The sequence below is a fragment of the Candidatus Kirkpatrickella diaphorinae genome, assembly GCF_025736875.1.
Classification (GTDB): domain Bacteria; phylum Pseudomonadota; class Alphaproteobacteria; order Acetobacterales; family Acetobacteraceae; genus Sorlinia; species Sorlinia diaphorinae.
Genome location: NZ_CP107052.1, coordinates 2,129,385 through 2,141,278 on the forward strand (window position 1 = coordinate 2,129,385; position 11,894 = coordinate 2,141,278).

Consider the following 11,894-nt stretch of genomic DNA (forward strand, 5'->3'; position numbering starts at 1 on the left):
TTTGATTGAAATCAGCATATTTCCTGAAGCCACCAAGTGTTAAAAAAACTGCATAAACTGGGCGGGGTGGGTTGTTTGGCCGAAGCCTTTCGCGATATCAATTGCAGCAAAATAATGTTCGTCTGGGTTTGACGTCAGGATGTCGGTCCGAAAGCCCGCGTGGCGATCTGCAGGAAAGGAATGCGGTTGGATCAGGCGCAGGAACATAAGCCGCTATGGGCAGAGTTTGACCTTTCCTGGTATCGCCAGCGATACCGGCAGGAAATCATCAATATCGCCGGTGATGTCACGGATGAAAATCTGGAGGCCTTCTGGCGCGATTTCGGCTCAGCCTACGGACATTCGCCCAATCGTTATTTTGATGAAGTTTTTTACCGCCGCAATAATCGCTCTGTCGGGGACGGCATTCATCGGGGCATTTTTGTGTCCGGTTTCCAGCATTATGACGAGATCGGCTTTCAGGAATGCGCGCCGCACTGGATGTTCGATGAAACGGGATATTTCATCCATAATCCCGACCTGACCATGCGTCGCCTCAAAGATGAGGGGTTGCGCAATGGCTATGATCATTATCTCCGCTTCGGCCAGAAAGAGCAGCGTATCAGCACGCCGTTTTTTGACCCTGACGTGCTGCGCATCTCACTTTTCCAGGCGCGGCAGGCTTATTTCAGCCCTCAAGGTGAGTTTACCCGGTTTCAGGAGGATGCGACCGTCGCATCGCTCCGATGCTCATGGTATTTTGATCCTGACTGGTATCTTGAAAACTACACCGCCGTGCAGGAGATGATTACGGAAGGGGCGTATTTCTGCGCCTTACAACATTATCTCTCAAATGACTCGCCGACGGCCTTCAACCCCAATCCTTATTTTGACGATGGCTGGTATCGTGAAACTTATCAGGATGTGGCGACTGAGGTCGCGCTCGGTAAATTGCGTAATGGATATGAGCATTTTATCCGCTTCGGCCTGAAGGAAGGGCGTCTGCCAATGGAGGGGGCGGTTCTGCAACCCCAATCCATCTGCAACATGCGTGATAATGCGTTCCTCTCTTATGTCCGCACCCAGGGCGGGACCGCCGCGCCGGAAATCATGCCGCCCATGGCCCCTGATGCCCGCGCTGAAGTGGTGGTGCGGCGTCGGGCCGTCTTATTCGGCCAACTTAATCGCTCCCCGTTAGATTTCCGGACAGGCCGTGCACCGCGCCTGACCGTCATTATCCCCGTTTATAATGATTTCGCAGGCCTGGTCGAGACACTGACCGCGCTCCACGGGGCCCGACATTTATCCTTGCAGATTTTGCTGATCGACCATTCAGGGCATCAGTTTCTCACGCGTCTGGACACGCTTGCGCGCGGCGTCGAGATCATCCGGGAGGATGGCGCCAACCCGGAGCATGTGCGTGAGCGGCTCATCTCCCATATCCACACCGATAAAATACTTTTCCTCAAAACGGGTCTCGTCGTGACGGAGGCGAGTGCGCTCTCCATTATTGATCAGCTTGATGCCGAGGCGGACCTTGCCGTCATTGCGCCGCTGATCCTCGATCGTAATGGCAGGGTTCAGGAGGCCGGCCAGCATTTATGGCGCGATGGCAGTTTCTACAGCTTCGGGGAGGGGGCGGAAAGCACATGCCCGGCCTTGCAAAACCGACGTCCCTGCGACTCTGTCGGTGGGGATGCCTATCTCTGCCGCAAAGAGAGCTTCGCCCGAGCAGCGCATGAGGATGATTTCGCCACGGCCGGTTATCGCTTCGCGACGCTGGGCGCTCGCCCGAGGGAGCGGAAAGTGGCGTGCAGAATCATTTATGACCCCCGCCTGGTCATTCACAACCTATCCCGGGATGAAGGCTTCGAGGTGGAAGGTGATGGGGATCGCGCGGCATTCATCAAACAATATGGAGATTTCTGCGCCTATCGACCGGTGAAAGCCGCCCATTCCGCCGCGCTCGGTGCTTCCATCAAGTTATTGGGGCGTCGGGTGTTGGTGATCACGGATGATCTACCGGGATATAAGCCTTATGCGGCTTCCCTCCGACTGGTCTCCACCGTCAGGAATATGATTGCCCTCGGGTTGAAGGTCACGATTTTTTCCGTCACGCCGCGCAAAGCGCAGGATGCGGCGCTTCGACGTTTCTTCGACCCCGAAGTTGAATTGGTGCAGGTCTCCGCGGATCTGACATTACAATCCTTCCTGAAGGCGCGCGCGCGATGCTTTGATTATGTCTGGTTTGACGGGTTGCGGCTTGTCCCCCAGATATGGGGCGCGTTGACGGCGGCGCAGGATGGCCTTCCGTTGACCGGTTACGTTTGCGATGCGCGCCAGCTTGCCTTCGAGACCGGCACGCGCCGAACGCCGATGATGGGTGCGCGGGACGGGTGGGAAACCCCGTCTGAGGAAGCGGTTCTAAAGGAGGAAGAACTCACCCGCCTTCTCTGGCTCTTCCAATCCATCATTGTCGCCAGTGAGCATGAAGTCGCAGCCCTGCAGAAATCCGGAATCGAAAAATGTTGCAGCCTGCCGATTGGTGAGCAGCGGGAGAACGCGAAACCCTTCCAAGAGCGTGCCGACCTTCTCTTCGCGCTGCCGGTGCTTGAGCGGGGCGATGTCGGATATCGCGCCCTCCATTGGACCTTACGCGAGATTATGCCGCGCCTGGAGGAGAAACTGGGCCATCCGGTGCAGCTCCATGTCAGCGCGGTGCCTGAAAATATCCCCCTTCTGACCAGCCTGCGCCATTACATTCATCTCGGCGCGCCCCTTGAGGGGGAGGGGTCGCTCGAAGCACTTTGCGACAGGGCGCGTCTGATGATTGACCCGTCAGATGCCTCGCTATCCCTCACTGCGGAGGCGGAATGCGCCTTAAGTCGCGGCCTCCCCGTCATCGCTTCAGGTGAAGGGGTGGAGAATGGCGTCGTCTATGTATCCAACGCGCCGGAACTCTTCGTTGAGGCCATCGCCACACTTTATGAAAATGAGGAAGCCTGGGACGTCTACTCTGAATATGCGCTTCGTGACGCGCCAAAGAGGGAGGATAATCTCGCAAATCTAAAAGCGATCCTCATGTCGTCCAAATCGCATGAAAAGGATTGGTAATATGTCACAGATGTTGACTCAGGTTCTTGAGGAAATTGATCGCACGCTGGAGGCGAGCCTCGCCCGGCTTGAGACATTTCTCAGAATTCCGAGCATCTCAACCCGGCCGGAGCACAAGGCGGATTGCCGTCGGGCCGCAGATCACCTCGTCTCAGACCTGACATCAATCGGGTTTAATGCCAGGACAGAAAACACGCCAGGTCATCCCATGGTTGTCGCCCACATGTCGGCAGACCAGCCTGAAAACGCCGCCCATGTGCTTTTTTACGGCCATTACGACGTGCAACCGACCGACCCTGAGGATCTGTGGCGTCATCCGCCATTTGAACCGGTGATTGAAAATCAGGATGGGCGCAAGGTTATCGTGGCGCGGGGGGCCTCGGACGATAAAGGCCAGGTGATGACATTCATCGAAGCCTGCCGCGCCTGGAAGAAACTGACGGGCAAGCTCCCTGTTTCCGTGTCATTTCTGATTGAGGGGGAGGAGGAGAGCGGGGGCGAAAATCTCCTGCCTTTCATGAAGGCGCATCGCGATGAGTTGCGCGCTGATATCGCCCTCATCTGCGATACGGGTATGCCGGACCGGACAACCCCCGCCATCACGACCAGCCTCCGTGGCCTGCTGGCTGAGGAAGTGACGGTAAGCTGTGCGCAGCATGACCTGCATTCCGGTATGTTCGGAAACGCTGCGCGTAACCCGGCGGAGATATTGGGCCGCATTATCGGCTCCCTGCGGGATGAGGCGGGGCGCGTTGTCCTTGACGGTTTTTATAACGGCGTCGTAACGCCCTCTCCTGAAATCCGTGCGCAATGGAAATCCGTTTTCCCCGATGACAAGGCGATCCTTCAACCGCTCGGTCTGTCAGATGCGGCGGGTGAACGTGATTTTTCGGCAATTGAGCAGATCTGGGCGCGGCCGAGTTTTGAGGTTAATGGCATCACCAGCGGCTATACGGGTGAGGGGTTCAAAACCGTCATCCCGGCGAAAGCGACCGCCAAAATCTCCTTCCGCCTCGTGCCGGGTCAGGACCCGCAGAAAATCCGGGAGACTTTCCGCGCTTACGTCAAATCCATGCTGCCACCGGATGCGAAAGTGCAATTTACGTCGCATGGGGCGTCATCAGGCTCGCAATTGGCGCAGGCCGGTCAATTCCTGGAAAAAACCCGCACGGCCCTTCAGGATGAATGGGGTAAGCCCGCTTTGATGATCGGTTGTGGCGGGTCGATCCCCGTCGCGGGGGAGGTCAAGGAGGCACTGGATATGGATGCACTCCTCGTCGGTTTTGCTCAGGATGATGACCGCATCCATTCCCCGAACGAGCAATATGGGCTTGAGCAGTTCCATCGCGGCATGCGGTCCTGGGTGCGTATCCTTGCATCCTTTGCCGCCTGAAGCGCGCATGACGACCCGCCCGCCTCTTCCGCCGATTGCCATCACGATGGGCGACCCTGCCGGGATCGGGCCGGAACTGATCGCCCCACTTTGGCAATCCCTGCGTCAAAGTGGGCCGGGCTTCATCTGGCTGGGTGACCCGCGCCTTCTGCCAGCAAATGTGCCGCATGAAATCGTCGCGTCACCCGACGCGGCGCTTTCATGCTTTGCCTCGCGCCTGCCCGTCATGCCCGTCAGGCTGCAGGAAAGCGCGGAGGCGGGGCGTCCCGATCCGCGTCATGCCCCTGCGATTATCGCGTCGATAGAGCGCGCGACCCATCTGACGCGAGAGGGGAAAGTCGCTGCCATCGTCACCAGCCCGATCAGCAAGCATGTCCTGAAAGATGCGGGCTTCAATTTCCCCGGACATACGGAATATCTTGCGCATTTATGCGATGAGCCCGGCGCGGAGGTGATGATGCTTGTCTCGCCGCATCTACGTGTAGTGCCGGTGACGATTCATGTCAGTCTGCGTGACGCCATCGCGCAATTAAACACGCCGCTTATCGTAAAAATCGGCACCACCCTGATCACATCCTTACAGAGAGACTTCAATATCAGGACGCCGCGCATCGCCGTTGCGGGGCTCAACCCCCATGCGGGTGAAGCCGGGTATATGGGCGACGAGGAAGCCCGCATCATCGCGCCGGCAATCACGGCCCTGCGCCATTTAAATGCGGAGATTTCCGATCCCCTGCCGCCAGATACGATGTTCACGCCGCAAATGCGGGAAACGTACGATGCCGCCCTCTGCATGTATCATGATCAGGCCTTGATCCCGCTTAAAACGCTGGATATGACGCATGGCGTCAATGTCACGCTCGGACTGCCCATTGTGCGCACATCGCCTGACCATGGCACAGCTTTTGACATTGCCGGGCGCGGCATGGCAAATGAGTCCAGCATGCTTGAGGCCGTGCGGCTGGCGCATAAACTGGCAGCGCACCGGCGTCGGGCGTGACAGGAACTTAATATGATTCGTCTCGGCATCAATATCGATCACGTTGCAACATTGCGGAATGCGCGGGGCGGCACGCACCCGGACCCCGTTAACGCGGCGCTGGAAGCGGCAAAACATGGTGCGGACGGGATTACCGCCCATTTGCGGGAGGATCGGCGTCACATTCGGGATGAGGATATGCGGCGTCTGAAAGCCGCGCTCACCATCCCCCTCAATTTCGAAATGGCGGCGACGGATGAAATGGTCGCCATCGCCAGCGCCTTGCGCCCTCACGCCTGTTGCCTGGTGCCGGAGCGGCGGCAGGAAGTAACAACGGAAGGCGGGCTGGATGTCGCCGGGCAGAAAGAGGCGCTGGCCCCCAAAATCCGGCAGCTTCAGGCGGCGGGCATCCGTGTCTCGCTTTTCATCGATCCGGATGCGGCGCAGATCCACGCTGCCGCGGCGCTGAACGCGCCGGTTATCGAGTTACATACAGGGTCCTACGCGGAAGACCCGTCTGAGGACGCTTTGGCACGCCTTCGGGACGGGGCCTATCTGGCAGGGTCGCTGGGGATCGAACTTCATGCGGGGCACGGGCTGACAACCACAAATGTTGGTCCCATCGCGCGACTGCCGGGCTTGAAAGAGCTGAATATCGGTCATTTCATTATGGGTGAAGCCATTTTCGTCGGTTTGGGGCAGGCCATTACGGACATGCGCCATGCGATCGAAAAGGGCAAAGGAGAAACGGTCTATGACCGCCGCAAATGAAATCCCGCCGGTCATCACGCTGACCGTCGATGACACGCTGCCATTGCGGCAGGCCGTGCTTTGGCCGTCCCTGACATTAGATGGATGTCGTGTTGAGGGCGATGATCAGGCACGCCATTACGGCATGAAAATTGACGGAGAGGTCGTTTGCTGCTTCTCAATATTCGATATCGGCAATCACTGCGTGCGACTGCGCAAATTCGCAACAGCGGCTGCGCATCAGCGCAAGGGTTATGGCGGCTATCTTCTGGCGCACGTCATGCGCCTTCTCCAGGTGGAGCATGTCGCTGCCGTCATGCTGGATGCCCGCCTGACGGCCGCGCCATTTTACGAGAAACACGGCTTTAACGCGATTACTGAGATTTTCAAAAAATCGGGCGTCGCGCATGTGCGGATGGAGCGCCGCCTGACCTGACATCGTGGCCCTTCGCGTGCAGCACTTCTAAACTCCCGTTTGTCACTTCGCGGGTTTTTGGGCGGTATCCGTGACGGGGGCGGTTGGGTCCGGTCTTAAAACTGGCACTTCCTGCGCCGAATAAACCGCGGGGGGATGACGGACGCAGCCACGCACAATGACGGCGCAAATCCCGTCTGAGCCGACCACCTCATCCGTGTCACCTGTATAATGTACCTCTGAAACGCGGTCATAATCCAGACGCATGACCGCCGTGCAATTCGTCCCGCCACCGCTCAGGAGGTTCTGGATCAGATTGGCGATATCCCCGACCGGAATAAGTGTGACGCCGGAAGCGGTCGCTGCGGCTTTCGACCCCGTATATTGGTAAAGCTCAATATGGTCGCCGATTTTTTCCTTCTTGGCGGGGACGCCGGCGCAGGCTTGCAATTGCTGCGATGACAGCCCGACCAGTTGGGACTCTGCCAATCGTGCATTGCGCGAGTCGAAAAAGCCGCATCCATTGAGAAGCGCGAGGATCGAAACGGCCATGAAATATGTCGCGTGACGCATCCGGGTCCTCTCAGCCATCGTCAGACTTTAAAAAGCCGGAAGGCCGGGAAGTTGCGTCTTTCATGGCAAATCGCGGTGACCCGGCCACGCAGGTCATGCGCTTTCGGAAGAGGATACCGGGGAATTGTCAGCATTCCAGACTTTATCCGACAGGTTCATCCTCGGACGCCTGAAGGCAATCCAGTCGTTGGAACGTGTATTTAATGTCGTGGAGATTGCGGATTTTCTCCATCGCGCTCTGCTTCCATGCCGTATTGCCCTCTCGGCAGACCTGAGCGCCGTTGAACGGGCTGTAACGCGCGATGGAAATCAGCGCGAGGCCACCGGATGTGTCATTGACCATCCGCAGGCGGATGGCGCGCCTCAAAATCGGAGCAGCCGTTTCAGGCGCATGATCCATCAGGGCGCGCAGGTCGGACCGTGGCAGAACCGGGTCAGCCTTGGCAATCGCCTGCGCGACGACGTGCCAGCGTTTTTGCTGGGTCAAAACAGTCGCCGCAATGGTGGCGCCCCGATTGGCCATGACATCAGCGATGACACGGGGCGTCGCCAGCACATCTGAGTGCGCATAATGCGGCGGGCTCGGCAGGAGCAATGAATTAATGGCCGCGATGAGCTTGATCATGCCCCTTTATCGCAGCAAGGGCGTGGCAAGCTCAAGGCGTAAATGGGGCAAAAAGGAGGCATCCGCGCGAGGGAGGGTTTCAGATGGGCGGGAGATGCTTTAAACAGGCGTCTTCACGCATGCAGGAAGAAGTTTGACATGGCTATTATCACGTCATCTGAAATTCAACGTCTGCAGGAGACGTTGCGGCGTCTTCTGGGGTCGCCGCGCCTCACCGTCAATGCGCCGCCGCGGCCCGGCCTTTCCGTCGAGCTCGCCGCAAATGGGGAAGTGATCGGGACGATTCATCGGGATGAGGATGAGGGCGAAGTTTCCTACGCGATCCACATCACGGTGCTGGAGGAGGATCTCCCCCCGGCCAGCTGACCGCTTTTTGCAGTCGCGCCGCGCCGCCGCGGCGCCTCTCACAAGTGACAAAAGGGCCGAGCCGTCCAGGTTCGGGTCGTCTCAGCGTAAATTCTGGTGCTCTGGCGCGCGCGATGGCATATTGACGGGATGAGCATCGGCACCCCGCATCGCGCCTGTCTGACGGCAGAAAATCCTCTCGCTAAATGCGGGCCGAGTCCTGCGCGGAGATGTTTCCCGAATCTCCTGATGCTGCTCGCCATAAGTTTCCTCATTGCGCCTGCTGCGTCAGATGCGTCACCGTCCCGCAAGAAAGCGGGTCGCCATAACCACGTGGCGCATAGCGCCCACACCGCGCAAAAGCCGTATGCGCGCCGGAAAGCACCGCGCCGCGCGACCAAACACGTTGCCGTGCACGCACCAAAGTCAAATCTCCGATCGAAAACAAAGCAATCAGCCCTCCCCGCCGCGCCAGCCGCACCCAATGCTGCCATGGGGAAGGCTGCGATGGCGGCGTCCGCGCCCGCAGCGGCGGCCCTTGCTGCGGCGGCACAGGCGGAAAGGATGCCTGCAGATAAAGGCTCCCAGACCGGGCTGCCTTTGCCGCGCTTTGCGGCGTTGCGGTCAGATAAAGTGTTCTTCCGGCGTGGACCGGGCCAACGTTATCCGATTGAGTGGATTTATCGTCGGCGCGGCCTTCCCGTAAAAATTGAGCGGGAATTTGATGTGTGGCGCCTTGTTGAAGATAGTGACGGCGTCAAAGCCTGGGTGCATCAAGCTACTTTATATGGCCAGCGACATTTCGTTATTCCATCCATCAATGCACCTCTGGAAACGGGCGCGCATGTCGATGAAAAATCATCCCCCGCTCATGCTGACCCGCAGATTGTCGGTTATCTGACGGAAGACGAAATGCAGGCCCGTGCCCAGCACGTGGCCAGGCTGTACCATAATCCCGATACGCAGTCCCGCGTTGTGGCGGTGCTGCGGCCCGGCGTTGTCGGGCGCCTGCGTGTTTGCGCAGCCGCTTCCGATTGGTGTCAGGTTAATGTAAAGGGTTATAAAGGCTGGTTAGAACGGAAAAATATCTGGGGACTCCTCCCCGATGAGGTTCTGAAGCCGGATTGAGCTTAAAAGGCGAATACGACGTTGATACCGGAGACCTTGATGACGATTTCTCGACCCACAGCGCATGTCCTTTCGGGAGGAGCTGTTAAAAAGCCTGGCCTGCGACGCACAAAAATCGTGGCCACGCTGGGTCCGGCCTCCTCAACTTATGAGATGATCCGGGCGCTGGCTGTGGGTGGCGTCAATATGTTCCGTCTTAATTTCTCCCACGGTACGCATGAGGACCACGCAGCCCGGCATAATATCGTGCGCGATGTCGAGGCGGAACTGAAACGCCCGCTCGCGATCCTGGCTGACCTTCAGGGACCGAAACTCCGCGTCGGCACCTTTGCGGAAGGGCGCGTCAAGCTGGAGAAAGGTGCTAAATTCCGCCTTGATCTGGATCGTGCGCCGGGTGACACGCAACGCGTCTGCCTCCCACATCCTGAAATTATTGAAGCGGCGCGACCGGAGAGCCACCTCCTGCTTGATGACGGCAAAATGCGGTTGCGTGTGCTCTCCGGCGATAAGTCGCATCTCCTGACAGAGGTTGAGGTGGGCGGCTTCCTTTCTGATCGGAAGGGCGTCAATGTCCCGGATGTCACTTTGCCAATCCCTGCATTGACGGAGAAAGATCGCCGGGATCTTGATTTCGCGCTGGAGCTTGGCGTCGATTACATCGCTCTCTCCTTCGTGCAGCGTCCGGAAGATGTGCTTGAGGCGAAGGAGATCGCCAAAGGTCAGGCATGGATTATGACCAAGCTGGAAAAACCCCAGGCTGTGGCGCGATTGAGCGAAATCATCGCCGTGTCGGACGCTGTCATGGTGGCGCGTGGTGATCTCGGCGTTGAGTTACCGGCCGAGGAAGTGCCGATTGAGCAGAAGCGCGCCATCGCGGAGGCCCGCTTCCAGGGTAAACCGGTTGTCGTGGCGACTCAGATGCTTGAGAGCATGATCAGCGTGCCGACGCCAACGCGGGCTGAGGTCACGGACGTCTCCAATGCGGTTTATGACGGGGCGGATGCGGTGATGCTTTCCGCGGAAAGTGCTTCCGGCCAGTATCCGCTTGAGGCTGTCAGCGTAATGGCGCGCGTGACCCGACGCATTGAGCAGGATCGGGAATGGAGCCCGCAGGATGAGGCCTTCCGCCCCGATAGTGATGGCACCGTCAATGGCGCGATTGCCGAAGCGGCCTGGCAGGTTGCGGAGTCAATTTCCGCCGCTGTGATTGTCGCTTATACGGCGAGTGGGCTTGGCGCCCTGCGTATCTCGCGAGAGCGACCGGAATGCCCCATCCTGGCCCTGACGCCAAATGATGATGTTGCGCGCCGTCTCAATGCGGTGTGGGGCGTCTACGCCATGTCGGTGGGGCAGGAAATGCCGGTCCTGAATGTCGAGGCTGTGGTGGATCAGGCGGTCGAACTGGCTGTGTCAGAGGGTTACGTCAAGAAGGGCGATAAATTGGTCCTTATGATGGGCCTTCCCTTCGGCACGATGGGCGCGACCAACACTTTGCGCGTCGTCACCGTTTGACTCGCGCGCCCGCGACATAAGCGGCCTCCCGGGCCGCGACGCCCTTCGCTTTCATCACACCGGCTTACAGCCGACGCCCGGAGGGGCCGCGTTGGTTGGCGTGAGGCCGGTCTGTCGACGTGACCGGAAGCGCCTATTTTGGTGGTCGAGGCGTAGGATGCGCGGGGTCTTGCGCCTGCCCGTTATCCACCAGGCTTTTCCGAATGCGCCGCCCTCTTTCTATGGCATCAATGATGCGAGCCTCATCATCATCACGAATGGCGCGCGCCAGCTCTTCAACATCATCCTGAAAATGCGCCAGTGTCTCCAGAATAGCGTCTTTATTGGAGAGGAATATATCGCGCCACATAACCGGGTCCGAACCGGCGATACGCGTGAAATCTTTGAAGCCGGAGGCGGCGTAATCCAGCACGGCCGTGCGGTAGGTTTCCGACATTTTATCGGCCGTGTCACAAATCGTGAAGGCGATCAGATGCGGGAGGTAGCTGACAATTGCGCAGATGCGGTCATGCTCCGAAGCTTCCATCATGCGCGTTTTGGCGCCGAGCGCCTGCCAGAAGCGCACCAGCCGATCCACATCCGGTTTTTTTGCCTGGGATGTAGGGGTGACGAGGCACCAGCGATTTTCAAAAAGCGCAGCGAAACCGGCCTCGGGCCCTGAAAACTCCGTTCCCGCCATGGGGTGGGCCGGAATGTAGGAAATATCCTCTCGGAGGTAAGGCGCGATGTCCGCAATGACAGATTGCCGTGTAGACCCGACATCAGTCAGCGTGGCACCGGGTTTCATGTGGGGGAGCGCGATACGGGCCGTCTCGGCAATGTGGCTCACGGGCGCGCAGATCACCACGCAATCCGCGTCCCTGACAGAAGCGGCAATGTCCGGCGGATAAAGATCGGCAAGCCCCAGCGCCCGCGCACGCGTCACGACATCGGGGGCAATATCGTAGGCAACGCTGTGCGACGCGATACCCGGCTTTTCCCGGATGCCACGCAGGATGGACGCGCCGATCAAGCCGATGCCTAAAATGCAGATTTTATTATATATGGCCATGATCGGGGCTTAACAGCCTGAGCGTGGGGG

11 protein-coding genes are annotated in these 11,894 nt (G+C 58.6%); 8 read left to right on the forward strand and 3 right to left on the reverse strand.

What is annotated here, in order from left to right; genetic code table 11:
- Positions 1-180 precede the first annotated feature (180 nt).
- Genes N5W20_RS09385 through N5W20_RS09405 form a run of 5 tightly spaced genes read left to right on the forward strand, consistent with a single transcriptional unit; the run spans position 181 to position 6,651 of the window.
- On the forward strand, positions 181-3,093 hold the full coding sequence (locus tag N5W20_RS09385; protein ID WP_319806872.1) for a glycosyltransferase: 2,913 nt from the start codon (positions 181-183) through the stop codon (positions 3,091-3,093).
- Position 3,094: 1 nt separating this feature from the next.
- The gene (locus tag N5W20_RS09390; RefSeq protein WP_319806873.1) at positions 3,095-4,486 is read left to right on the forward strand and encodes a M20/M25/M40 family metallo-hydrolase; all 1,392 of its coding nucleotides are present in this window, start codon (positions 3,095-3,097) and stop codon (positions 4,484-4,486) included.
- A gap of 7 nt (positions 4,487-4,493) precedes the next feature.
- Entirely contained in the window at positions 4,494-5,486 is a 993-nt protein-coding gene (pdxA, locus tag N5W20_RS09395) for a 4-hydroxythreonine-4-phosphate dehydrogenase PdxA (RefSeq protein ID WP_319806874.1), read from the forward strand.
- 12 nt (positions 5,487-5,498) lie between these two features.
- On the forward strand, positions 5,499-6,236 hold the full coding sequence (locus tag N5W20_RS09400; protein ID WP_319806875.1) for a pyridoxine 5'-phosphate synthase: 738 nt from the start codon (positions 5,499-5,501) through the stop codon (positions 6,234-6,236).
- On the forward strand, positions 6,220-6,651 hold the full coding sequence (locus N5W20_RS09405; RefSeq protein WP_319806876.1) for a GNAT family N-acetyltransferase: 432 nt from the start codon (positions 6,220-6,222) through the stop codon (positions 6,649-6,651). The genes N5W20_RS09400 and N5W20_RS09405 overlap by 17 nt, the downstream gene beginning before the upstream one ends.
- A gap of 42 nt (positions 6,652-6,693) precedes the next feature.
- Here N5W20_RS09405 and N5W20_RS09410 read toward each other — a convergent pair whose 3' ends face one another.
- Both N5W20_RS09410 and N5W20_RS09415 read right to left on the reverse strand, forming a co-directional pair.
- Entirely contained in the window at positions 6,694-7,203 is a 510-nt protein-coding gene (locus N5W20_RS09410) for a hypothetical protein (RefSeq protein WP_319806877.1), read from the reverse strand.
- A gap of 142 nt (positions 7,204-7,345) precedes the next feature.
- The gene (locus N5W20_RS09415; protein WP_319806878.1) at positions 7,346-7,828 is read right to left on the reverse strand and encodes a hypothetical protein; all 483 of its coding nucleotides are present in this window, start codon (positions 7,826-7,828) and stop codon (positions 7,346-7,348) included.
- Positions 7,829-7,966: 138 nt separating this feature from the next.
- On the opposite strand from N5W20_RS09415, the gene N5W20_RS09420 reads away from it, so the two are divergent.
- The 3 genes from N5W20_RS09420 (at position 7,967) to pyk (ending at position 10,813) form a co-directional block, all read left to right on the forward strand.
- Positions 7,967-8,194, forward strand: a complete 228-nt coding sequence (locus N5W20_RS09420) for a DUF3126 family protein (RefSeq protein ID WP_319806879.1) — start codon at positions 7,967-7,969, stop codon at positions 8,192-8,194.
- Between the two features lie 228 nt (positions 8,195-8,422).
- Positions 8,423-9,301: an SH3 domain-containing protein gene (locus N5W20_RS09425; RefSeq protein ID WP_319806880.1), complete on the forward strand. Its 879-nt coding sequence runs from the start codon at positions 8,423-8,425 to the stop codon at positions 9,299-9,301.
- A 39-nt stretch (positions 9,302-9,340) separates the two neighbouring features.
- A complete protein-coding gene (gene pyk, locus N5W20_RS09430) occupies positions 9,341-10,813 on the forward strand; it encodes a pyruvate kinase (protein WP_319806881.1) in 1,473 nt (490 codons plus the stop codon).
- A 133-nt stretch (positions 10,814-10,946) separates the two neighbouring features.
- Here pyk and N5W20_RS09435 read toward each other — a convergent pair whose 3' ends face one another.
- Positions 10,947-11,864 (reverse strand): prephenate dehydrogenase/arogenate dehydrogenase family protein, encoded by a 918-nt coding sequence (locus tag N5W20_RS09435; protein ID WP_319806882.1) that lies wholly within the window; start codon positions 11,862-11,864, stop codon positions 10,947-10,949.
- Positions 11,865-11,894 lie beyond the last annotated feature (30 nt).

Excerpts from the sequence above, each read along its gene's own strand:
- N5W20_RS09385 (WP_319806872.1), top strand. The coding sequence starts at position 181 with ATGCGGTTGGATCAGGCGCAGGAACATAAGCCGCTATGGGCAGAGTTT.
- N5W20_RS09390 (WP_319806873.1), top strand. The coding sequence starts at position 3,095 with ATGTCACAGATGTTGACTCAGGTTCTTGAGGAAATTGATCGCACGCTG.
- pdxA (WP_319806874.1), top strand. The coding sequence starts at position 4,494 with ATGACGACCCGCCCGCCTCTTCCGCCGATTGCCATCACGATGGGCGAC.
- N5W20_RS09400 (WP_319806875.1), top strand. The coding sequence starts at position 5,499 with ATGATTCGTCTCGGCATCAATATCGATCACGTTGCAACATTGCGGAAT.
- N5W20_RS09405 (WP_319806876.1), top strand. The coding sequence starts at position 6,220 with ATGACCGCCGCAAATGAAATCCCGCCGGTCATCACGCTGACCGTCGAT.
- N5W20_RS09410 (WP_319806877.1), bottom strand. The coding sequence starts at position 7,203 with ATGCGTCACGCGACATATTTCATGGCCGTTTCGATCCTCGCGCTTCTC.
- N5W20_RS09415 (WP_319806878.1), bottom strand. The coding sequence starts at position 7,828 with ATGATCAAGCTCATCGCGGCCATTAATTCATTGCTCCTGCCGAGCCCG.
- N5W20_RS09420 (WP_319806879.1), top strand. The coding sequence starts at position 7,967 with ATGGCTATTATCACGTCATCTGAAATTCAACGTCTGCAGGAGACGTTG.
- N5W20_RS09425 (WP_319806880.1), top strand. The coding sequence starts at position 8,423 with ATGCTGCTCGCCATAAGTTTCCTCATTGCGCCTGCTGCGTCAGATGCG.
- pyk (WP_319806881.1), top strand. The coding sequence starts at position 9,341 with ATGACGATTTCTCGACCCACAGCGCATGTCCTTTCGGGAGGAGCTGTT.
- N5W20_RS09435 (WP_319806882.1), bottom strand. The coding sequence starts at position 11,864 with ATGGCCATATATAATAAAATCTGCATTTTAGGCATCGGCTTGATCGGC.